Source organism: Sorangium sp. So ce295 (assembly GCF_051527405.1).
GTDB lineage: Bacteria > Myxococcota_A > Polyangia > Polyangiales > Polyangiaceae > Sorangium > Sorangium cellulosum_B.
The window spans coordinates 8,821,660-8,842,657 of the sequence record NZ_CP150324.1; the positions used below are offsets into that span (position 1 = coordinate 8,821,660).

Consider the following 20,998-nt stretch of genomic DNA (forward strand, 5'->3'; position numbering starts at 1 on the left):
CCGGTCAAGAGAGAACGAGAGCGCGCGGCCGCGGCGAGCGCTCTTCGTCGCCGCCGCCCGTTCGCCGCCCTCCCGAGCGACCCCGAGCACCCGGGAGGACGCGCTCACGCGGCGCGCGCGAGGGCGATCTTTTCCGTCTGCCCCGCCGCATAGAAGCGTCGCAGCGCCGCCAGCAGCTCGGCGTGACGCCCGTGGCGGGCAAACTCGGCCTCGAGTCGGCCCGCGAACCGCGCCGCCAGATCGTTCGCGATCCGGTAGCGATCGCCGGTCTCCGTGCCCGGGGGATCCATGAAGGTGACCCGCTCGAAGAGATGGGCGCGGATCCGCGCGGCGCGCTCGGGCTCGAAGCGCCCCGCCCCGGGTGGGGCCGCCTCGTGGCGGCGCCGGAGCGGCGGGCCTGGCGGCTCGACCTCGTCAGCCAGATCGCCATAAACGAGCAGCACGTATTTGTCGACCTCGGCCTGGAGCTCGAGCTCGAGCTGGGTCGCCGGCAGCTCCCTGCGGGCCCGCTCGGCCACATAGAGGAAGTGGCTCACGCCCTCGACGATCTGGCAGATCTCGTCGAACGTCCGCTCTCGCCCCCGCGTGATCGCCCGGCGGGGCAGGTGCAGCGCGATCTCGATATCCCCGTCGGCGTGCCGGATCAGCAGCGCTTCGCGTGCGCTGCCGTCCGTCAGCCGGATGAAATCGTCGACCGCGGGCGCGTCATCGAGCGCATAGGTGCGGGCCAGGTGCTCCTGGATCCGGGACGGGAAGGTCGCCCCCCGCATCAGTTGAGCCCGCCCGTACCACGGCTCGGCACGAGCCCTCGTGCTCCGAGCTCATCCGCGAGGCGGCTCGATCCCGTACGAACCCAGCGCTCGTACAGCCGGAGCACCGAGCGCTCGTCCCGAGCTCCCGACGCGAGCGTGCCGTCGGCCACATCGTTCAGGACGCTCACGAACCGCTCGAATTTCTCGGCCATCTCCGAAAGAACATCGGGCCCCTGGCCGACGCGCGCATTGAGGCGCAGCATAGCGGCCGCATGGTGGTAGGCGGTCGACCCGACCCCGACCACGTAGCCGCGATCGACCCCCTTCAGCTCGATGTGGCCGCCGAAGAAACCGACCACGTAGAGGACGCTGTCTCCCAGGTTACGCAGCCGCTGGAAGCGCTCGGCTCCGGAGGCTTCCAGCGCGTCGCGCAGAAGAAAGGTCAGGGGCTGGTTGAAGGCAGACTCGGCATGCTCGTCCGGGTGAGCAAAAGCACAGAGCAGACCGACGAGGTAACTCGACGCCGCCTCGGTTACGGCGACGTTCCGAACTCGGAGCGCCTCGTCCACAACCTCCTGGAAATAGCGGGTCATGCTCGGGGAGAGAGAGATCGCTTGGCTCACAGCGGCACCTCACTTATGCGGGTGCCCTGGATACCGACGTAACCCGGGCCACCGCGCGCTCAGGTCAACCAGACACGTCCTGACGGCCTCCCTGGGGCTGGAGACCCTGAGGGCATCGCGTCACTGTGCTGCCGCAGCTTTGCCCTCATAAGCGCATTTTAGCCGAGGGGCTCCGCCGGGCCCAGCCTTGCGCCACGCACCTTCCCCTGCAATCTCCAGAACTTACAGCCACCTCTGCGCCTGGCTGCCAACGCGCAAAGTGCCGGCCTGGGGCCACTCTTGACACCCTCCAGGGGGTGGCTATCTTCCGCGCGCTCGCTAGCACTCGCCACAGGTGAGTGCTAGCAAAGTGCCCAGACTGCAATCGTAGGGGGCCTTCCGGCGCGCTCATTCGCGCCGGCTGGGTCTCACCGTTCGTGGGACGCGGCGCTCGTCCCCGGAGGACTTGCAAAGATGAAGATTCGACCGCTCCAGGACCGCGTGATCGTTCAGCGCGTGAAGGAAGAAGAGAAGACCAAGGGAGGTCTCTACATTCCGGACACCGCGAAAGAGAAGCCCATCGAGGGGACCGTCATCGCCGTCGGCAACGGCAAGGTCGCCGAGGACGGTACCGTGCGGAAGCTCGACGTCAAGGAGGGCGATCGCGTCCTCTTCGGCAAGTACTCGGGCACCGAGGTCAAGATCGACGGCGAGGAGCACCTCATCCTCCGCGAGGACGACATCCTCGGCGTGATCGAGAAGTGACGCGGGCGACAGAAGGAACTTAGGAGAGACACCATGGCAGCCAAGGAAATCATCTACAACGAGTCCGCCCGCAGCATGATCCTCGCGGGGGTCAACGCCCTCGCCGACGCGGTCAAGGTCACCCTCGGCCCGAAGGGGCGCAACGTCGTCATCGAGAAGAGCTTCGGCTCGCCGACGGTCACCAAGGACGGCGTCACGGTCGCCAAGGAGATCGAGCTCGAGAACCGCTTCGAGAACATGGGCGCCCAGATGGTCCGCGAGGTCGCCTCGAAGACGAGCGACATCGCCGGCGACGGGACGACCACCGCGACGGTGCTCGCCCAGGCGATCTACCGCGAGGGCTCCAAGCTCGTCGCGGCCGGGCACAACCCGATGGAGATCAAGCGCGGCATCGACAAGGCGGTCGAGGCGATCGTCGAGCACCTCCGCAGCTCCGCCAAGCAGACCAAGGACGCGAAGGAGATCGCGCAGGTCGGCACGATCAGCGCGAACGGCGACGAGACGATCGGCAAGCTCCTCGCCGACGCCATGGAGAAGGTCGGCAAGGAGGGCGTGATCACGGTCGAGGAGGCCAAGAGCGCCGACACGACCCTCGACGTGGTCGAGGGCATGCAGTTCGACCGCGGCTACCTCTCGCCGTACTTCGTGACCGATCCCGAGGCCATGAAGGCGAACCTCGAGGACTGCTACATCCTCATCTCGGAGAAGAAGATCTCCAACATGAAGGACCTGCTCCCAGTGCTCGAGGCGATCGCCAAGAGCCAGAAGCAGCTCCTCATCATCGCCGAGGACGTCGAGGGCGAGGCGCTCGCGACCCTCGTCGTGAACAAGCTCCGCGGCACGCTGCACTGCGCGGCCGTCAAGGCGCCGGGCTTCGGTGACCGCCGCAAGGAGATGCTGAAGGACATCGCCACCCTGACGGACGGCCAGGTGATCGCGGAGGAGCTCGGCCTCAAGCTCGAGAACGTCACGATCAGCGATCTCGGCCGCGCGAAGACGGTCCTCATCGACAAGGACAACACCACGATCGTCGGCGGCCAGGGCAAGAAGGACAAGATCAAGGCCCGGCAGCAGGAGATCCGCGCTCAGATCGAGAACACGACGAGCGACTACGACCGCGAGAAGCTCCAGGAGCGGCTCGCGAAGCTCGTGGGCGGCGTCGCGGTCGTCAAGGTCGGCGCTGCGACCGAGACCGAGATGAAGGAGAAGAAGGCCCGCGTCGAGGACGCGCTCCACGCGACCCGCGCGGCCGTCGAGGAGGGCATCGTCCCGGGCGGCGGCGTGGCGCTCATCCGCGCGCAGAGCTCGCTCGAGAAGCTCAAGGTCAACGACGAGCAGCGGTTCGGCGTGAACATCATCCGCCGCGCCATCGAGGAGCCCCTCCGCCAGATCTCGGCCAACGCCGGGGAAGAGGGCTCGATCGTCGTGCAGAAGGTGCGCGACGGCAAGGACTCGTACGGCTACAACGCCGCGTCGGGCGACTACGGCAACCTGCTCGAGATGGGCGTCATCGATCCGGTCAAGGTCGTCCGGTCGGCGCTCCAGAACGCGGCCAGCGTCGCCAGCCTGATGCTCACCACCGAGGCGCTCATCGCTGAGCGGCCGAAGGAGGAGAAGCCGGCGGCTGGTGGCGGCCACGCGGGCCACGGCCACGACTTCTGATCGCGACGCGCCGCGCTGACCGCTAAGCCCGGCGGGCGAGGGCCGGCTTCCTCCTCAGGAAGTCGGCCCTTCGCCATTTCGACTTCCGGCGGGCCGCGGCGCATGATCTGATCCGGCGCAGGTTCGCGATGAGCACCCTGACTACCGAGCGCCTGGCGCTCACCCCGGTCTCGCTGCCCCTGCTCGAGGCGGTCATCCGCGGAGATCGCGCCGAGGCCGAGGCCCTGTCCGGCGCGCGCTTCCCTGGCGCCTGGCCCGGGCGCGCGCTCGTCGAGCGCGCCTTCAGCTCGCCGCTCGACCGGCTGCGCGACGATCCAGAGGCATTCCTGTGGGGCACGCGGCTGATGGTGACGCGCGGGCAGGAGGAGCGCGTCGTCGTCGGCAGCGTGGTGCTGAACGGCCGGCCCGACGCGACCGGCACGGTGGAGATCGGCTACGGCGTCGAGGGCAAGTCCCAGGGCCAAGGCTACGCGACGGAGGGGTCGCGCGCCGTCCTGCACTGGACGATGCAGCAGCCGGGCGTGAGGCGCGTCATCGCGACCACGCCGGCCTGGCACCGCGCGTCGCTCCGGGTGATCGAGAAGCTCGGGATGCGCCCTGCTGGGACGCTCGATCACGACCTCCTGGGCGAACTCCTCGTCTTCGAGCGCTACCCCGAGTAGCGCCCCTCCGTCCACGGACGGGGGCCCGCGCGGCGGCGTGAGCCGCTCACCCTCCTGCGCCGCTCACGCCGCCGCGCGGGTCGCGCCGCCGGGCCCACTCGCACAGGGTCATGCCCGCCGCGATCGCCACGGGGTACGAGTGGTTGATCCCGTACATGGGGATCGCGATCACGTCCTCGCACGCGTCGAGCAGCGCCTGCGGCAGCCCGTCATCCTCGCTGCCGAAGAGGAACACGAGCCCGCGGGGGAACGGCGCCTCCCAGAGCGTGCGCCGCGCGTGATCGCGCTCCACGCCGATGAGCGGGCGGCCGCGCGCCGCTTCGAGGAAGCTCGCCTCGTCGGGGCACTCGACGATGGTCTCGTACTTCTGCATGCCCATCGAAGCGCGCTCGTAGTAGGGCTCGGTCCCGATCAGGAAGATCTCCCGCACCAGGAACGAGTGCGCGACGCGGATGATGGCGCCGATGTTGAACGGGTTCTTCGCGCGGCAGACGGCGATGGAGAAGTCGTTCCGCAAGGGGGCGAGCTCTTCGCGGATCTCCCGGGTGGTGAGCCCGAAGGGCGGGATCTTCACGGCGCGCTGGCTCCCCTACTCGGCGGCGAAGCGATCGAACAGCGGATAGATGGGCCCCTCGTGGACCCTGATCCGCTCGGTCGTGCCCGTGGCGTGCTTGACCAGGAGCACGAGCCCGGCGCGCGGCACGGCGTCGAGCGCGCCCCGGATCGCCGCGACGGACATGCGCCGCACTGGCTGCCCGGCGATCTCCAGCACCTCGTCGTCCTTGCGGAGCCCGGCGCGCTCTGCAGGCCCGCCCTCCATGGTCCGCGAGATGAATGCGGAGCCGGAATGCAGCTGGTACCAGAGGCCGAGGCCGAACTTGGCGTGCGCCGGCTGGAACGCGAGCGTGAGCGAACCGCCCGCGTCGAGCTCGACGTCGATCTCGCCTGCGGCTCGGTGCGTATCGCTCGGACGGCCGATGTCGCGCACCCCGATCGGCTTGTCGATGAGCGGATTCGCTTCCCAGACCTCCACCCGGAGCCGGTCCTCGGGCAAGATCTCGAAGTTTCCGCTGGGTCCTTCGGGCCAGGTCGGCTCCAGCGTGTTCGCTTGCTCCGCCGTCCGAAAGATCTCCGCGCCGTTGACGAAGACGCGGACATAGGGGTCCGGGAGGTCACCGGCGCCGGAATCCCAGGCGCGGCCGTCCCGAGTGCGCTCCGGGATTCTCGCCCGGACGACACGCAGCCATCGGACGTTCTCGGGCGGCGGAGGATGCAGCTCCTGGTCTGAAGGAGGCTCGTGCAGGCGGGTCGAAAGCTCGGGATAGAGCGCCGAGCAGCCGCCCGCGGCGAGCGGCGTGCCACCTGCAGCGAGCAGCAGGATGAACGCGGGCAAGCAGAGCGATAGCGCGCGATGCCGTTGGAGGACCAAGATGGCGCCATTTTTGGCCGGAGCCGGCGTCAGCCGCAACTAAACCGTGCTATTTCGGGCGCCCATGCAGGATCAGCCCGTCATTGCTACCAGCGACCTCAGCGCGCACGTCGGCAGCACTGTCGTGCTCCGCGGATGGCTCTACAACAAGCGATCGAGCGGCAAGCTCCACTTCCTCGAGCTGCGCGACGGCTTCGGCACCGTCCAGTGCGTGATGGCGAAGAGCGACGTCGGCGACGAGGTCTTCGCGGCCGCCGACAAGGTCACCCAGGAGAGCGTGATCGATGTCGTCGGCGAGGTGAAGGCGCACCCGAAGCGCGCCGGGGTCTACGAGATCGCCGCGTCCGGCTTCCGCGTGCTCGGCCCCACCGCCGGCGAGTACCCGATCTCCCCGAAGGAGCACGGGACCGATTTCCTCATGGATCACCGCCACCTCTGGCTGCGATCGAAGCGGCAGCACGCGATCTTGCGCGTTCGTCACACCATCATCCAGGCCATCCGCGACTTCTTCGACGGGCGCGGGTTCACGCTCGTCGATGCGCCCGTCTTCACGCCGAACGCGTGCGAGGGGACGAGCACGCTGTTCCAGACCGACTACCACGGCGAGAAGGCGTACCTCACCCAGTCGGGGCAGCTTTACATGGAGGCGGCAGCGGCCGCGTTCGGGAAGGCGTACTGCTTCGGGCCGACGTTCCGCGCGGAAAAGTCGAAGACCCGCCGCCACCTGGCCGAGTTCTGGATGGTCGAGCCCGAGGTGGCGTTCATGGACCTCGCGGGCGACATGGACCTCGCGGAAGACTTCCTCTGCTTCATCGTCGAGCGGGTCCTCGAGCGGCGCCGCCCCGAGCTCGCGGTGCTCGAGCGCGACGTCGGGAAGCTCGAGTCCGTCAAGAAGCCGTTCCCGCGCATCCGCTACGACGAGGCCGTCGCCATCCTGAACGAGGCGCGCGCGGAGAAACGCAAAATGGCTGGAGAGGCCGAAATTCCGGATTTTCCCTGGGGAGAGGACCTCGGCGGCGAGGACGAGACGATCATCTCCGGCCGGTACGATCGCCCCGTCATGATTCACCGCTATCCGGCTCAGGTGAAGGCCTTCTACATGAAGCGCGATCCGACGGACGACCGGCTCGCGCTCTGCGTCGATGTCCTGGCGCCGGAAGGTTATGGAGAGGTGATCGGGGGCGGGCAGCGCGAGGATGATCTCGCCACCCTCGAGCGGGCAATCGAGGCGCATCGGCTGCCCCCCGAGGCGTTCGGCTGGTACCTGGATCTGCGCCGGTATGGCACCTTCCCGCATGCGGGCTTCGGGCTCGGCGTCGAGCGGAGCGTCGCCTGGATCTGCGGTCTACCGCACGTGCGCGAGACGATCCCGTTCCCGCGCATGCTGAATCGGCTCTCGCCTTAGTGCTGCGCGTCAGAGATCCTGCCGGAAATTCGGGGCGCCGCTTGGCAGCGCCTCGTTCACGGCGCGATGCGCCACGGCGCCGACGCGGCGGGCCGACGCGTGCGAGCGTGAAAGCGTGGGAGCAGGCGAGGCTAGCCGCTCCTCGCGCGCACCCACGCATCGGAATCGCGACGCTGTGCGAGGAGCGTGAGTAAGAGGTAACGCGATCGGCAAGCCCACGCCCACGCGACACGCGACAACGGCGGGCAGTGTGGTCAGGCCGTGCCCGCGCCCCGCGTCGCCGCTGGGGATCCGTTTTTGCTCCGCTTGCAGGGCGACTCTGTCGTATCAAGAAAGCATAGGGCGCAACCCGCGACCCACGCTCACTCGGCCGACCGACGGAGCCACCCCTGCTTGCAGATGAGGGAGCGCTCTACCGGCGAGCCGGACCCTGCCCCCGCCTCCCCGACCCAACTCGCGAGGACAAAGCTATGGCTCGTCTCGTCGGCTTTATCGGTAACCGTCCGGATCTCGGCGCGCGTGCGATCGAGCTCGAAGAACGTGCCCTCACGGTTCGCCGAAGGGAGGGCGTGATCCCTGGCTGGGGGGTCGGCTTCTACCAGGGAGGAGAGATTCTCCTCAAGCGCCGGCCGATCGATGATCGACCGGAGATCAGCCTGGCCGACATGACCAAGGACGTGCGCGCCGACATCCTCGTGGCGCATGTCCGGGCTGCGACCGTCGGCAGCCTGCGCACCGAGAACACGCACCCCTTCCGTTATCGGCAGTGGCTGTTCGCCCACACGGGCACGGTCGAAGGGTTCGCCCGCCTGCGGAACCAGCTGAGCGACTCGCTGCCGCAGTTTCTCCAGCGCGACGTTCGCGGCGAGACGGACAGCGAGCTCCTCTTCCACCTGTTCCTGTCCTTCCTCCACGACAGCGGCCAGCTCGATCGACCCAACGTGGACGCGGCGAGCGCGCGGACGGCCCTCCGGTCCTCCATCGCGCTCGTGGACCGGCTCTGCGCGGAGGAAGGGGCGGGGCCGAGCGCGATGAACATCGTGGTCACGAACCCCGAGTACCTGCTCGCCGCCCACGGCGGCACGTCGATGGCGTACCGCATCTACCAGGGCAGCGAGGACATGGAGCGGCTCCTCAGCGACGGCGGGTTGGGCCGAATGCGCATGCCCGACTATGCCGCGAGCCGGTTGACGCTCGTCGCGTCGGACTTCGATGACGACCAGGCCCCCGCGGGGTGGACCCACGTCGGCGAGCGTGCGATCGTGACGTTCACCCGCGCCGATGCTCCCGCGATCGAGCCGATCTGAACGCCCGGAGGGCCCGCAGGAGGCCAGGGCGCATGCATCGCCGGCCGGCGCTCCGGACGCCTCTCGGCCGTCGCGAGCGTGTTCGTCGCTGCTCGTCGCCGTGATCACGGGCGGGTCGCTCCTGGGGTGCGGCCGCGGAGGACCGGCCTCCTTTCCCACCGCCGCCGAGCTCTCTGACGAGCGCCGCCGCCCCGACGGCGTGGCGCTCGATCCGGCGAGCACCCCGCCGCCACCGACGAACCAGGCAGACGTCGACGACAGCGTCGTGACCCTCCGGACGCCGCTCGGCATCGGCGCCGCGCTGGACGTCGTGGACGAGTTCTTCCGGCGGGTGGTCGCCGAGGACAGCGAAGCCTTGAGCGAGCTGCTGACGCGCGATGCCCTCGCGATCCACACCGGCTCAGGCGGATCGGGGCAGCCGCCGAGCGCGGGGCTCTGGTGGGAGCAGCGGTTCCGGCGACTCGAGTACGGAAAGCTCGCCGGAGAGCCGGTCTATCGGGAGTCGGATCTCCAGATCTTCCGGGCCGAGGACGCGCTCGCGGCGCCGCAACACCCCGCGATCCAGCCCGAGACGCTCGATGACCAGGACGTCGTGATCCGCGTGCCGATCGCGACCGCGCGGGTCGCCACGGATCGCCTGCTCGGCGACGAGATCGTCGTCTGGCTGCGCCGCGACGGCCCGCGATTCAGGATCTATCGGCTGCTCGAGGACTTCCAGTTACAGTAGGCTTTGCGCTTGTGCCATATCTCCGACAAGATCGGGGCTCGATGAGCCGCCTCAAGATCGCGTTCGTGGGCTCCGGGGGAGCGGCGCGAGGCCTTGCGCACCTCGGCGTGCTGAAGGCTTGCGAGGAGCTGGGCATCCATCCCGAGATCTACGTGGGCGCGGGGGCGGGCGCGCTGGTCAGCGCTACGTACGGGCAAGACATCCCGCTCGATGTGCTGCTCGACGCCTACCGCCTCCCCTGGAGACGACGTCACCGCGGGCCTCGCCTCCACGTGTCGAGCTTCTTCGGAGCTCCCGCCCTGCGCGATCTGCTCGATCCGGGATACCTCTGCTCGGGGGTGTTCTCGATCGACAAGCTCGAGCGCTACGTGCGCCGGACGCTGCCGATCAACGACTTCCGGCAGCTGCCGCACGCCGTCTACGTGACGGCGGTGGACGTGGACAGCGCCAAGCGCGTCGTGTTCGGCCCCGGCTACGACGAGGCCACGCCGATCAGCCAGGCGGTGGCCGCCAGCTGCTGCGTGCCCGGCCTGTTCCGGCCCTACCGCATCAACGGCCGCTATCACCTGAGCGGCGAGGTGATCCGGACGCTCTCCGCCGACGTGGCCGTGAATGCCGGCGCGAACATCGTGATCATCTCCAACATCTACCGTCCCGAGGAGCGCGACGAGTCGCAGCGCTCGATCGCGAGGAGCGGCGCGCCCAGCGTCGTCCGGCAGTCGCTCAGCATCCTTCTGGCCGAGAAGGAGCGCCGCGGCGTCGAGCTCCTCTCCAAGCTCTACCCGAACGTCACCTTCCTGGACGTGGCGCCCGCGATCGGCCGGTACAGCTACATGAACCGGTTCGCCGCCAAGCCGCTCGTCCTGCGCGGCTACCGCACCGCGCTCCGCATACTCGCCGCCGCGAAGGAGAAGGGCGTCTTCGACGCCCCCTCCTCCAAGAGCGCGCTGAACTAGAGCGGCGACCGACCGCTACATCCCCGCGACGATGCGGTACCCGTCCTGGTACTCCACCAGCTCCAGCCGGTTGTCGTCGACCTTGCGGCGCCACTCTTCGCCCTTGCCCCCCGGGATGCGGTAGCTCGCGCTGAAGGTGTAGTCGACGTAGATGACGTCATCGCCCTTGAGGACGCGCCGGTAGCGGATCTCGTAGCGGATGGCGCGAGCGTCCTGGAACTTGCCGGCGAGGTACGCGCGCAGGCCAGCGTAATCGAGGTCGTCCGCCGCATCGATGTTGCCGCCGTCCTCGTAGTACTTGGGCGACGCGAGCTTGAGCAGCTCGCCCACGTTCTTGCTCTCCACCGCGTTGCGATACTTCTCGCAGAACGAGATGATCTTGCGGTTGTCGTCGTTGTCCTCCACGTCTGTGTTCGGGATGTAGTGGGTCGCGCACCCGGCGAGGACGGCCGAAGCAACGACGAGGAGCGAAGCGACAGCTTTTGTTTGGCGGCAGAACATACGCGGGCAGGACAACGCTCGGGGGAAGCAGCTGATTCCAGCTGGGAACCTTGCCAGATCGAGGCGCGGATCGGCAAGCGAAGCGATCACGACCACCAAGGATGACGGGGACGGGCAGCCGCTACGCGTGCTCCTCGAGCCAGCGGAGCAGGGCGAGGTGGCCAACCGGACCCTCATGGTCGACAGGCAGGTCCGGATCGACCTTGCGCAGGCGCACTTCGTCGCCGGGATCCGCCTGCAGGAGGAGCGCGACCGCGCCGCTGGCGAGCGCGCGGTCCTGGGCGCCGGTGAGGCCGAGCAGCTCGCGCGCGACCGGCCCCGCGTCGTCGGCCGCGAGGACGACCATGCGGTCGGCGTCCGAGGACGCGACGAGCTCGGCCGCGGCACGGAGCGCCTCCAGCGCGCCGCCGAGCCCGGCGCCGACCGCGAAGCTCGGCCCGGTGAGCTGGTACGCGATGGCGCACTCGCCCGCGATCGCGTTCGGCGACGTCGCAGGGAAGAGGCGCGGCTCGACGAAGCGGGCTCCGCGGGCGCGGCGGCGGGCGTCGTACACATCGTTGGTGTCGATCGTGGCGAGCGCGTGGCCCGCGACGATGCCAGCCCCCCGCAAGCGATCGGCGCCGACGATGGCGGCGAGGGCTGCCACCGCGGTCAGCCCGAGCCGGCAGAGCGCGTCGAGGCGCGCGAGGCGGTCGCGCGCGATGCCGGTCGCCTCGGCGAGGCGCCCGAGATCGGAGCCCGTCACATGCGCGTGCGCGCGGAGAACCACTGCGCGCGGGCGCCGCGGGCGGCGCCCGCTGGCGGAGGACGTGAGCAAGAGGGCGGCGTTGGCGCCGCCGAACGCTGCCGAGAGCTTGAGCGCCGAAGAGAGCGGGCGGGGCTCGGCGCGCTCTAGCAGGTGAGCCGGCGCGTCGGGGTCGAGCTCGCCTTCGGAGGCCGCCGGTGGAGCGATGGACGCCTGGAGGGCGGCTGCTGCGGCGAGCGCCTCGAGCACGCCCGCGGCCCCGAGCGTGTGCCCTATCTGAGCCTTGAACGGGTGGACCACCGGCGGAGGCGCGTCCGCGCCCGGCAGCGCGTCCGAGCCCTCCGCGGCGCCGCGCGGCGAGAGCAGCGCGGCGATCGCGCGCGACTCCATCGCGTCGTTGTAAGGCGTCGCCGTAGCGTGGGCGCTGATCAGACCGACGCGCGAGGCAGGCCACCCGGCGTCGGCGAGCGCCGCGGCGCCGGCGCGCGCGAGCCCCGAGCCGGTTCGATCCGGGGCGGTGATGTGCACCGCGTCCGTGGACGCGCCGAAGCCGGCGACGCGGACGAACACCGGGGCGCCGCGGAGACGGTCCTCGCGGACGAGGGCGACGACGGCGGCGCCCTCGCCGAGCGCCATGCCGTCACGGCCGACGCGAAACGGGCGCGACCTGGACGCCGTCGTCGCGCGGAGCGCCTCGAAGCCGGCGGCGACGAAGATGCTGAGGGCGTCGTAGCCACCGGCGAGCACGAGATCGCAGGCGTCGCGATCGAGCCAGCGGAGACCGAGGCCGATCGCCAGGGTGCTCGCCGCGCACGCCGCGAGCAGGTGCGTGCGCAGCGGGGTCCGATCGAGCCCGAACGCCGCGAGCGCGTCGTTGAACGGCGCGAAATACGTCGCGCGCGAGGCCAGCGCGGCGAGCGATCCGGCGTCGGCGCCCTCGGCGCGGGCGGCGAAGAACCGCTCCGCGGTGAGCATGCCGCCGCTGGAGGTGCCGAGGGCGATGCCGATGCGCTCGCCACGAAAGCCCGGACGCACGCCCTCCAGCGCCGCGAGGGTCTGTGAGAGCGCCGCCTTCAGCAGGTCCGTGGCGCGATCGGCGCATGGATCAACGCCGAGCTCCGCCGGCGCGCGCGCGGCGAAGGGCCGCAGCAGGCCGGCTCGAGCCAGCTCCGCGTCGCGCGCGATCGCGACAGGCGCAGGCTCGCCAGCCGCAGGGACGCGGTAGGCGAGAGGGCCGAGGCCGAGCGCCGAGACAGCCCCCGAGGCGATGACGCAGGCGTCGCTCATGAGCCGCCCTCCGGCCGGAGCGCGTCGGGATCGACGAACGCCCGCGGATCCGGCGCGCGATCCCGCTCCTCGGCCTCGCAGATCACCGTGATGAGCAGCCCGGTCGAGGCCTGCGCGTAACGGACGTTGCCGCAGCCCATGCCCTCGGCGATCACGACCTCCTCGTCGAGCCGCCGCCGGCGGGCGCCCTCCGCCGTCGACCACGTGGTGCGGCGCGCGCCGATCACGCCTCGGTCGTTGACCCGCAGATCGATCACGGCGTCGCCGTCGCGCAGGACGAAGGAATCCGTGCTCTCGGCGCGCGAGTACCAGAGCAGCGTCCCCGCCGCCGGGTGGAGCATCCACCAGCGCAGGAAATCTACCGGCAGACCGCGGCGCGCAGCCCGCGGCGTCGAGGCGTCGCCGCGCCTCAGCAGATCGAGCGCGGGAACGGCGAAACGGAAGCGATCGCCGCGGGCCCACAGGTCGAGCGCGGTGGTGCCGCCCGGGCCGAGGAGGATCATCCGCAGCGCGCCCTCGGGCTCGAGGATGTCGCCCACCGCCGCGCGTGCGCGCCCTTCGATCGCCGGCGGGGCGACCGCGATCGCGCCGCGCGCCTCGAGCACGTGGCCTGTGCGCGGCTCCCGCAATGCCAGGCGGACGCGGAGCGTGCGCGGGCCAGCCCCCTCGACCTCGCGGCGGAGGCCTGCGAGGCGCTCGCGCCCCGCTCGCCACGCGGAGGGGTCGAGCCGCGCGGCGGACGTGCCCGCCGATGGGCCAGGCAGGAGGCGCGCTAGCTCGGCGTCGAGCGCGCCGCCGCGCCGCGGGGCGCTCGCGGCGCAGGCAGGGAGGCTCGCGAGCAAGAGCAGGAGGCGCCCGGCGCTGACGAGGCGCCGCGCACGACGGCGGGGAGCGGGCGGCGACGTCGTCACGCGTCGCCGGGAGCGACCAGCAGGATGGCGTATCCCCGGTCGGGTGCGCCGCCCACGACGAGCACGCTCGCGAGGTCGCGGCTGGCGAGCGCCGCGACCGCCGCAGCAGCGGCGAACCCGCCGGCGCCCTCGTGATCACCTGAGCGCGACGCGAGCGTGGAGCGCCGCACCTCGGCCCACGGTGAGCCCTGCAGGCAGGCGACGAGGCGCTCCTCCTCCCGTCCGACGAACACGGCGGCTGGCGACGGGACGGTGGCCTGCGCTCGCAGGGCGACCTCTCCCGGAGCGCCGAGGCGCGCCGGCGCTGGCGCTCCCGCGAGCATCCCCACGCCGTCACCCCGCCAGGAGTTCCACCAGGACACCATCGCCACCGGGCGCGCCCCTCGCTCACGAACACGCGCGGCGCTCTCGAAGAGCAGCACGGCAGCGCCCTCGCTGCGGACACCGCTGCTGACGACCTGCGAGCAGATCGGACCGAGGCACCGCTCGATCATCGGGCTCGTCTCCTCGACGCTGCCCGCGGCGAGCGCCTCCCCCTCCCCGGCCGTGATGAGCTCGATGGCCGTGACCATGGCCGCCTCCGCGGTGGCTCCGAGATCGGCCATCGCGAACACCGGGCCACGGAGGCCCAGGTAGATGGAGGCATGCCCGACCGGCGACGAGGGGACCAGGTTCGGAAAATCGGCGGGGCTCGCGTACTTCGCGCCCTTGTCGTAGATGCGCCGCATGTAGGCGGTCGAGGCGTCGACGCTGCCAAACGACGCGCCGACGATGGCGCCGGGCAGGGTGCGGCTCGGCGCGACGTCGGCCGCTGGATCACCCGCGCCGGCCTCGGCCTGGACCGCACCACCGAGCCCGGCCTCCGAGAGGGCCGTGAGGATCGCGGCCGTCGTCAGCCGGCCAGCGCGGTCGAGCCGCCTCGCCCGCGCGAGATCGAGGTGCGCGGCCGCGTTGAAGGGGATGGCCCCTTCCGCTGGCGGAGGGCCAGGCTCGAGATAGGCGGCGCCGCCGCGGGACGCGAGGACGCCGAGCGGGCCGATCGTCGCGGCCGCCGTCACGACGACCGACCGCCGCCGGGGCGCGCTGCCGGCGTCGAGCGGCGGTGGAAAACGGCCTGGCTGCGCGAGCACGAGCACGCTGTCCGTGCCGCCGAAGCCGAAGGAGTTCGACATCGCCGACCGGATCGGCACCTCGCGCGCCTCCTTCAGGTGCACGAGCTGGCAGTCCGGATCGACCTCTTCGAGGCCGCCGGTCGGGGGCATCACGCCGCGCGCGATGGCGAGGGCGGTGATCGCGGCCTCGACCGCGCCCGCTGCGCCGAGCGTGTGCCCGATCTGCCCCTTCGATGAGGAGACGGCGATGCGGTTCACCTCGGGGCCGAGGCAGGCGCGCAGGGCGGCGCTCTCCATGACGTCGTTCAGCGGCGTCGCGGTGCCGTGCGCGTTGACGTAATCGAGATCCGAGGGCGTGAGCGCCGCGCACCGGAGAGCGTCGCGCATGACGCGCGCGGCGGTGCGCCCCTCGCGCTCGGGGTTGGTGATGTGATGGGCCTCGGCGCCGGTCGCCCATCCGCGGAGCTCGACGATCGGCTCCGCCCCGCGCGCGCGCGCGGCGTCCTCGGACTCGAGGAGCAGGAACGCCGCCGCTTCGCCGAGGTTCAGACCGGCGCGCCGCCGATCGAACGGGCGGCACGGCTCCGGATCGACGGCCGCGAGCGCGCCGAAGCCGGTGTACGTCAGCCGGCACAGGCCGTCAGCGCCCCCCGCGAGCACGCGGGTGGAGAGGCCGGCGCGGAGCCAGGCCGCGCCCAGCAACACGGCGTTCGCGCCGCTCGAGCAGGCGCTGCAGACGCTCCTCACCCGACGGAACGGACCGACGGCGGCGCGGACGTGGTCGGCCGTCGAGGAGAGGGGATGCGAGAGCATCCGCTTCAAGGGGGCGATCGCGCTGGGGTCGTGCGACAGCCAGGCGAGCAAGTCCTCCGTCTCGAACATCCCGGCGGTCGTCCCGCCGACCACCAGGTCGACCGGGACGGCCCTCGGGTCGATGCCCGCGTGTCCGAGCGCCTCGCGGGCCGAGAGCACGGCCATCGCGTCGGTTCGAGACCACCCTTCCGCCTCGCCCGGCGGCGCGACCTCCTCGGGGGAGAGGTCGCGGACCTCCGCGGCGATGCGCCCGCGCGTCCCGGGGATCTCGAACAAGGAGAGCGGCGCGAAGGCCCGTTCTCCTGCGATGAGCCGGTCCATCGTCTCGCTCGCCCCGCGCGCCAGGGGCGAGACGACCCCGATGCCCGTCACCCAGATGCGCACGCCCGAACGGCTCTCTGCGGCGCGTTCACGCCGCCGCGGTCGACTTGACGATGTGGGCCACGAGCGCGTCCACCGATGCGAAGATCGGCCTCGCTTCGTCGCCCTCCGGGATGCGGACGCCGAAGCGCTCCTCCACGCTCATGGCGAGCTGGAGCGCGTCCAGCGAATCGAGGCCCAGCCCCGCGCCGAACAGCGGCGCGGCGTCGTCGATGTCGGCCGGCGTCTTCCCCTCGAGGTTCAGCTCCTCGACCATGAGTTCTTTTAATTTCTGCCGCACGTCCTGCGCGTTCATGAGCACGTCCCAGCGGGGTAGCACAATTCCGCGCCTTTCCACCAGGGGGCAGCGCTTTTTCTGACGGTTTGGTAAAGAGCGCCCATGGCCCTCGTCGACTACGCCACCTCTGCAGGCGTCGCGCTGCTCACGCTCAATGATCCGCCCGTCAACGGCTACACCCACGAGATGATGAAGGACCTCGACGCGGCCATCCTCGAGGCCCGCTTCGACAACGATGTCCATGTCATCGTCATCACCGGGCACGGCGAAAAGTTCTTCTGCGCAGGAGCGAACATCAACATGCTCCGCGAGTCGGATCCGACGTTCAAATACTACTTCTGTCTCCACGCGAACGAGACGTTGAGCCGCCTAGAGCACACGCCGAAGCTCTGCATCGCCGCGCTGAACGGCCACACGGTAGGCGGTGGTCTCGAGATCGCGATGGCCTGCGACCTCCGCATCGCCCGCAAAGGCGCCGGCAAGGTCGGCCTCCCCGAGGTCACGCTGGGCGTCCTTCCAGGCACCGGAGGCACCCAGCGCCTGGCCAGGCTCATCGGCAAGTCACGGGCGATCCAGCTGATGTGCGAGGGGCAGACGTTCGATTTCGAGACAGCGCTCGCGGTTGGCCTGATCAATGACGTCTGGGAGACGGCCTCCCATGACGAGTTCATGGACCGGATCCTCGCGTACAGCCACACGTTCACGCTGCCGGACCGCGCGGCGCTGGCGGTCGGGCGCATCAAGCGCGCCGTTCAGACGGGCTTCGAGGTAGGGCTCGAACAGGGGCTCGCCCTCGAACGAGAGCTCCAGGCCGAGCTGTTCACGTCGGAGGACGCCAGCGAGGGGCTCGCTGCGTACATGGAGAAGCGTAAGCCGGTGTTCCAAGGCAAATGAGCGCACGCCGCGGCCAATGCGCGCACGCCGCACGTCGCGCAATGCGCTGCCTCGCCGTTCTTCTCCGTGGGCAGCCGGATCGGATTGACGCCGCCTCGAATGTAACAAAAATTACTTATTGCTGGTGACCTCGGAGGGTTGGACGATTTTCAAATCAGAGGGGGCTGCTGCACGTAAGTTCAGGCATGCAACAGCTTGTTGAGCATGGGCCCCTTCTGGAGCGGCCCAGCTTCGAGACCGTGTACACCGTCGGGCTGTCATTCCTCCGACAAGCGCTCCGCTGGCTCGGGGTGGCAGAGCGCGATGTCGACGACGTCCTCCAAGACGTCATGATCGCTGCGTATCACGCGCTGGATCGCTTCGATCCGAGGCGCTGCTCAGACGAGGCGCGCACCCGACATCCCCCCTGCGGCCACGCCTCAAGCCTGGAACGCGGGGCGCCACAAACGGCGAGCCCGCTCGGGGAGCCCCTCAGGCGCTGGCTGTTCGGCATCGCCTGGCGTCAGGTCGGCCACTATCGCGAGCGCGCCCACCGCCGCCGAGAGATCGCGGTCGGCGCCGGGGCGAGCTGGCCGTTCGAGCCGGCCGACCCCGGCTTGACCTCGGAACAGCTGCTCGCACGCGAGCAAAGCGGCCAGCTCGTCGGCAGGCTGCTCGGCGGGATCGACGCCGAGCGACGCGTGGTCTTGATCATGCACGATCTGCTCGATGTGACGACCGCCGACATCGCGCGCGACCTGGACGTGAAGGAGAACACGGTACGCAACCGCCTCCGGCTGGCCCGCGAAGACTTCCGGGTGGCGGTGAAGCGCATGAACGCCGAGGACCGACGCGCACTCCACGATCCGCTGAGCCTCCAGGTCGCCGAGCGCTCCCGCGGGGCGGACGAAGAGTCGCTCATGAGCACCGCCAGGCTGATCCCGGAGGTGCCGGACGCTACCCGGCGCAGGATCTGGCTCGCCGTCATGCGCGCGATCGCCGAGGCGCACGCGGCGGGCCCGAGCGCCAAGGCTTGCGCCGCGCCAGCTCCGTAGGCGACCGCCGCACGCACCGAAAGGAGGCCAGCGCAGCCGAGGGCCCGGGGTCGGCCGCTCTCAGCGCTCCAGCATCCTGCCGTAGTGCTCGGCGAGCGCCGTCCCTCCCAGGCGGGAGAAGAAGGAGGAATAGCATATCCAGATCGCCAGCCCGTTCATGTCGTCGAAGATCGGCGGGAGATACGGAGGCGGGCGGATGATCCCGTCGGTCACGTGCGCGTGGAGGACAGGGACGTCCTCGTGCGCGACCTTCCCCACGAACAAGAATGGAATCAGCATCGCCCGATCGTGCTGAATGGCCGCACGCATGAAGGCGTAGTTGAGGACGATCCCCTTGCAGTAGCAGGCGTCCTTCGTGAACGGCGCCCCTCCCGCAAGCACGCCGCCGCGGAAGACGCGCCTGGCATTCTGGAAGCACTCGTCTTCTTCGTAACCTTCGGTGCGGTACCACTCGAACACGTCGAGGAACGACGCCCCGTCCTCCGCCTTGTCCACCGCGAGGATGCGGTCGTTCAGCTTCTTCGCGCGACGCGGAGTGCTCCTGAAGGTGAGGATCTCCAACAGAACGGCGAGCCCTTCCTGCACCGCCGTGGTGCGCGGAGGCCCCTTCGCGAGCCAGCGCGCCACCGGTTGAGCTTGCCCGTTCAAGCTGGTCGCCACGTGCACCCACCCCTCGTGCGCCTCGAGGATGTCGACATCGCTCTTGGAGAACATCGCGCCGCTCCGGATCTTCACGTAGTCGCTGCCGGCGGCGGCGTCCGCGAGGAGCGAGTCGTCCACCTGCACGCGGATCGACGCGCCGCCGAAGAAGCGGTCGAAGCGGGCGTTCAGATCGAGCGCCGCCATCTCCGCCGTGATCTCCCGCTGCTGCGACGGGCCGAGCCGCTCACCGCCGATCGCCGTCAGGAGGTCGTAGAGCACGAACCCCATGTCCCGCACGCTCGTCTTTCCGTCTGGCAGCTTGTCCTTCGGGGATCCGTAGAGCTCGCGGGACAGCGCGTAGAACGCCTTCGTTCCCCGTCCGATGAGCATGCTCACGACCTTCCGGTACTCGTCCGCCGTCGCGCGGAGGATCTGCCCGAGCCGATCGCGCTTGCCGAGCTCCCGCTCGGCGTCGCGCAGGATCTCCTCGAGCTCGCGCTGCTTGGCCTCCGGGTCGAACCCCAGATCGTCCGAGTAGGCGACCTGCGGCAGCTCGCGCTGCTTCGAGCGGATAAATTGCTCTTCGACGTCCGCCTCCCAGCGGAGCGCCTGGAGGATGCGGATCGGCCGCTGCGCATCGAGCACGCGCTGGGCCAGCGTCGCCAGGATCTCCTTGTAGGAGCGCCACGGCCCCGCGACCGGCGGGAGCGGCGCGTGCGGGATCGGTCCGTCGTGCAAGCTCAGGGACTCGAGCGGCGCCGACGGCGCTTCGCCGCTCTCCGCGCCGCCTTGCCCAGGGCCGCCCTGGCCGCCGGTCGCGGCCGCTCCCGCGCCGTCCTCCGCCGCGCCAGCGCTGCCGCTGCTCGGCTCGTCCGCCGGCTGGCTCACCTCGAGCTCGCGCTGCGCCTCCACGTCCGCCGCGTGCGCCCCTCTCCTCTCCCGGGCCTCAGAGCTCTGCGCCATTGCGATCGAGTGCTAACACCGGCTCACCTGTCCGAGCAAACGTCCACGGGCCAGGACAAGCGCCGCGGGGAGAGCCGGCTTCGCCGGGTCCTTGTCGGCATCGCGGCCTCGGGGTACGAGCCCTGCCCGTATGAGCGATCCCGAGCACAGGAATGACGCCGAGACGACCGCCGAGGAGGAATCGACCGCCCTCTCGGATGCCGCGCTCCTCGAGCGCACAGCGGAGGGGGCCAGGCGGCTCCGCTCGGCGATCGCGGCGGCGGTGGTAGGGCAGGACGACGTCGTCGAGGCGATGCTGATCACGCTCGCCGCGCGCGGGCATGCGCTGCTCGTCGGCGTCCCGGGGCTCGCCAAGACCCTGCTCGTGTCGTCGCTCGCGAGGGCGCTCGACCTCAGCTTCGGGCGCGTCCAGTTCACGCCTGACCTGCTGCCCGCCGACATCACGGGGACCGACGTGCTGCACGAGCAGCACGGGTCGCGGAGCCTGCGCTTCCAGCCCGGCCCCATCTTCCACAACCTCGTCCTCGCGGACGAGGTGAACCGGACGCCCCCGAAGACGCAGGCCGCCCTGCTCGAGGCGATGCAGGAGCGCAAGGTGACCGTCGGGACCACCACGCACGCCCTCCCCGACCCGTTCCAGGTGTTCGCGACGCGAAACCCGATCGAGCAGGAAGGGACCTACCCGCTGCCAGAGGCGCAGCTCGACCGCTTCTTGCTGGAGATTCACGTCACCTACCCGAGCGAGGCCGAGGAGCGCGAGGTGGCGCGACGGACGACCTCGGGGAAGCCGCCGGCGATCGCGGCGGTGCTCAAGGCGAGAGAGGTGCTGGCGATCGGGCGCCTCGTCCCGAGGATCCCGGTGACCGACGAGGCCGTGGACCTCGCAGTGCGCCTCGCCAGGGCGACGCGGCCGGGGGCGGAGCGCGCAGCGCAGGAGGTCCGGGACTACGTGCGCTACGGCGCGGGGCCGCGCGGGAGCCAGGCGCTGGTGATCGCCGCCAAGGCGCGCGCCGCGCTCCGCGGAGAGGCAGCGGCAGACGTGGACGACGTGAGGGCGCTGCTGATCCCGGCGCTGCGGCACCGGATCGTGCTGTCGTACCGCGCCGAGGCGGACGGCGTCCGCGACGTCGACGTGCTGAGCGCCGTGGAGAGATCGGTGCGCTGAGCGGCG

General features: G+C 70.5%; 20 protein-coding genes. 10 read left to right on the forward strand and 10 right to left on the reverse strand.

Going from position 1 to position 20,998, the window contains the following annotated elements:
- Positions 1–104: 104 nt before the first annotated feature.
- Both WMF11_RS33325 and WMF11_RS33330 read right to left on the reverse strand, forming a co-directional pair.
- Positions 105–770 carry a hypothetical protein gene (locus tag WMF11_RS33325; protein WP_437903284.1) on the reverse strand — a complete coding sequence of 222 codons (666 nt, stop codon included), beginning with the start codon at positions 768–770 and terminating at the stop codon, positions 105–107.
- Positions 770–1,345 carry a hypothetical protein gene (locus tag WMF11_RS33330; protein ID WP_437973596.1) on the reverse strand — a complete coding sequence of 192 codons (576 nt, stop codon included), beginning with the start codon at positions 1,343–1,345 and terminating at the stop codon, positions 770–772. Before WMF11_RS33330 ends, WMF11_RS33325 begins: the two co-directional genes overlap by 1 nt.
- A 483-nt stretch (positions 1,346–1,828) precedes the next feature.
- On the opposite strand from WMF11_RS33330, the gene groES reads away from it, so the two are divergent.
- The 3 genes from groES to WMF11_RS33345 all read left to right on the forward strand — a co-directional run bounded on the left by groES (position 1,829) and on the right by WMF11_RS33345 (position 4,443).
- Positions 1,829–2,119 (forward strand): co-chaperone GroES, encoded by a 291-nt coding sequence (gene groES, locus WMF11_RS33335; RefSeq protein ID WP_437522950.1) that lies wholly within the window; start codon positions 1,829–1,831, stop codon positions 2,117–2,119.
- 33 nt (positions 2,120–2,152) lie between these two features.
- Positions 2,153–3,781, forward strand: coding sequence for a chaperonin GroEL (gene groL / locus WMF11_RS33340; protein WP_437542942.1), 1,629 nt, complete (start codon positions 2,153–2,155; stop codon positions 3,779–3,781).
- 128 nt (positions 3,782–3,909) lie between these two features.
- A complete protein-coding gene (locus tag WMF11_RS33345) occupies positions 3,910–4,443 on the forward strand; it encodes a GNAT family N-acetyltransferase (RefSeq protein WP_437542945.1) in 534 nt (177 codons plus the stop codon).
- Positions 4,444–4,489: 46 nt separating this feature from the next.
- Here WMF11_RS33345 and WMF11_RS33350 read toward each other — a convergent pair whose 3' ends face one another.
- Both WMF11_RS33350 and WMF11_RS33355 read right to left on the reverse strand, forming a co-directional pair.
- On the reverse strand, positions 4,490–5,017 hold the full coding sequence (locus WMF11_RS33350; protein ID WP_437973597.1) for a TrmH family RNA methyltransferase: 528 nt from the start codon (positions 5,015–5,017) through the stop codon (positions 4,490–4,492).
- Positions 5,018–5,032: 15 nt separating this feature from the next.
- On the reverse strand, positions 5,033–5,836 hold the full coding sequence (locus WMF11_RS33355; protein ID WP_437973598.1) for a PDZ domain-containing protein: 804 nt from the start codon (positions 5,834–5,836) through the stop codon (positions 5,033–5,035).
- 100 nt (positions 5,837–5,936) lie between these two features.
- Here WMF11_RS33355 and asnS point away from each other — a divergent pair, with 100 nt between their 5' ends.
- The 4 genes from asnS (at position 5,937) to WMF11_RS33375 (ending at position 10,267) form a co-directional block, all read left to right on the forward strand.
- Positions 5,937–7,277 carry an asparagine--tRNA ligase gene (asnS, locus tag WMF11_RS33360; protein ID WP_437973599.1) on the forward strand — a complete coding sequence of 447 codons (1,341 nt, stop codon included), beginning with the start codon at positions 5,937–5,939 and terminating at the stop codon, positions 7,275–7,277.
- 569 nt (positions 7,278–7,846) lie between these two features.
- Positions 7,847–8,584 carry a class II glutamine amidotransferase gene (locus WMF11_RS33365; RefSeq protein ID WP_437542954.1) on the forward strand — a complete coding sequence of 246 codons (738 nt, stop codon included), beginning with the start codon at positions 7,847–7,849 and terminating at the stop codon, positions 8,582–8,584.
- A 100-nt stretch (positions 8,585–8,684) separates the two neighbouring features.
- Positions 8,685–9,311 (forward strand): hypothetical protein, encoded by a 627-nt coding sequence (locus WMF11_RS33370; protein ID WP_437973600.1) that lies wholly within the window; start codon positions 8,685–8,687, stop codon positions 9,309–9,311.
- 41 nt (positions 9,312–9,352) lie between these two features.
- The gene (locus WMF11_RS33375; protein WP_437542959.1) at positions 9,353–10,267 is read left to right on the forward strand and encodes a patatin-like phospholipase family protein; all 915 of its coding nucleotides are present in this window, start codon (positions 9,353–9,355) and stop codon (positions 10,265–10,267) included.
- 15 nt (positions 10,268–10,282) lie between these two features.
- On the opposite strand, the gene WMF11_RS33380 is transcribed toward WMF11_RS33375, so the two are convergent.
- From WMF11_RS33380 to WMF11_RS33400, 5 genes are all read right to left on the reverse strand, one after another.
- A complete protein-coding gene (locus WMF11_RS33380; RefSeq protein WP_437709102.1) occupies positions 10,283–10,768 on the reverse strand; it encodes a hypothetical protein in 486 nt (161 codons plus the stop codon).
- 121 nt (positions 10,769–10,889) lie between these two features.
- Positions 10,890–12,800: a beta-ketoacyl synthase N-terminal-like domain-containing protein gene (locus tag WMF11_RS33385; protein WP_437973601.1), complete on the reverse strand. Its 1,911-nt coding sequence runs from the start codon at positions 12,798–12,800 to the stop codon at positions 10,890–10,892.
- Positions 12,797–13,711 carry a hypothetical protein gene (locus WMF11_RS33390; RefSeq protein WP_437973602.1) on the reverse strand — a complete coding sequence of 305 codons (915 nt, stop codon included), beginning with the start codon at positions 13,709–13,711 and terminating at the stop codon, positions 12,797–12,799. The genes WMF11_RS33385 and WMF11_RS33390 overlap by 4 nt, the downstream gene beginning before the upstream one ends.
- On the reverse strand, positions 13,708–16,020 hold the full coding sequence (locus tag WMF11_RS33395; protein WP_437973603.1) for a beta-ketoacyl synthase N-terminal-like domain-containing protein: 2,313 nt from the start codon (positions 16,018–16,020) through the stop codon (positions 13,708–13,710). Before WMF11_RS33395 ends, WMF11_RS33390 begins: the two co-directional genes overlap by 4 nt.
- 25 nt (positions 16,021–16,045) lie before the next feature.
- Positions 16,046–16,312, reverse strand: coding sequence for a phosphopantetheine-binding protein (locus WMF11_RS33400; RefSeq protein WP_044969499.1), 267 nt, complete (start codon positions 16,310–16,312; stop codon positions 16,046–16,048).
- 84 nt (positions 16,313–16,396) lie between these two features.
- Here WMF11_RS33400 and WMF11_RS33405 point away from each other — a divergent pair, with 84 nt between their 5' ends.
- Positions 16,397–17,188: an enoyl-CoA hydratase/isomerase family protein gene (locus WMF11_RS33405; protein ID WP_437903292.1), complete on the forward strand. Its 792-nt coding sequence runs from the start codon at positions 16,397–16,399 to the stop codon at positions 17,186–17,188.
- 185 nt (positions 17,189–17,373) lie between these two features.
- Positions 17,374–18,222, forward strand: a complete 849-nt coding sequence (locus tag WMF11_RS33410) for an RNA polymerase sigma factor (RefSeq protein ID WP_437973604.1) — start codon at positions 17,374–17,376, stop codon at positions 18,220–18,222.
- 60 nt (positions 18,223–18,282) lie between these two features.
- Here WMF11_RS33410 and WMF11_RS33415 read toward each other — a convergent pair whose 3' ends face one another.
- Complete coding sequence (locus WMF11_RS33415) at positions 18,283–19,827, reverse strand: flavohemoglobin expression-modulating QEGLA motif protein (protein WP_437973605.1); 1,545 nt, start codon at positions 19,825–19,827, stop codon at positions 18,283–18,285.
- Between the two features lie 130 nt (positions 19,828–19,957).
- Between WMF11_RS33415 and WMF11_RS33420 the strand changes: the two genes are divergently transcribed.
- A complete protein-coding gene (locus WMF11_RS33420; protein WP_012238556.1) occupies positions 19,958–20,992 on the forward strand; it encodes an AAA family ATPase in 1,035 nt (344 codons plus the stop codon).
- Positions 20,993–20,998: the final 6 nt, after the last annotated feature.

Bases quoted from the DNA above. Each gene is read 5' to 3' on its own strand.
- WMF11_RS33325 (WP_437903284.1), bottom strand. From the start codon at position 770: ATGCGGGGGGCGACCTTCCCGTCCCGGATCCAGGAGCACCTGGCCCGC.
- WMF11_RS33330 (WP_437973596.1), bottom strand. From the start codon at position 1,345: ATGACCCGCTATTTCCAGGAGGTTGTGGACGAGGCGCTCCGAGTTCGG.
- groES (WP_437522950.1), top strand. From the start codon at position 1,829: ATGAAGATTCGACCGCTCCAGGACCGCGTGATCGTTCAGCGCGTGAAG.
- groL (WP_437542942.1), top strand. From the start codon at position 2,153: ATGGCAGCCAAGGAAATCATCTACAACGAGTCCGCCCGCAGCATGATC.
- WMF11_RS33345 (WP_437542945.1), top strand. From the start codon at position 3,910: ATGAGCACCCTGACTACCGAGCGCCTGGCGCTCACCCCGGTCTCGCTG.
- asnS (WP_437973599.1), top strand. From the start codon at position 5,937: ATGCAGGATCAGCCCGTCATTGCTACCAGCGACCTCAGCGCGCACGTC.
- WMF11_RS33375 (WP_437542959.1), top strand. From the start codon at position 9,353: ATGAGCCGCCTCAAGATCGCGTTCGTGGGCTCCGGGGGAGCGGCGCGA.
- WMF11_RS33380 (WP_437709102.1), bottom strand. From the start codon at position 10,768: ATGTTCTGCCGCCAAACAAAAGCTGTCGCTTCGCTCCTCGTCGTTGCT.
- WMF11_RS33385 (WP_437973601.1), bottom strand. From the start codon at position 12,800: ATGAGCGACGCCTGCGTCATCGCCTCGGGGGCTGTCTCGGCGCTCGGC.
- WMF11_RS33400 (WP_044969499.1), bottom strand. From the start codon at position 16,312: ATGAACGCGCAGGACGTGCGGCAGAAATTAAAAGAACTCATGGTCGAG.
- WMF11_RS33405 (WP_437903292.1), top strand. From the start codon at position 16,397: ATGGCCCTCGTCGACTACGCCACCTCTGCAGGCGTCGCGCTGCTCACG.
- WMF11_RS33410 (WP_437973604.1), top strand. From the start codon at position 17,374: ATGCAACAGCTTGTTGAGCATGGGCCCCTTCTGGAGCGGCCCAGCTTC.
- WMF11_RS33415 (WP_437973605.1), bottom strand. From the start codon at position 19,827: ATGGCGCAGAGCTCTGAGGCCCGGGAGAGGAGAGGGGCGCACGCGGCG.
- WMF11_RS33420 (WP_012238556.1), top strand. From the start codon at position 19,958: ATGAGCGATCCCGAGCACAGGAATGACGCCGAGACGACCGCCGAGGAG.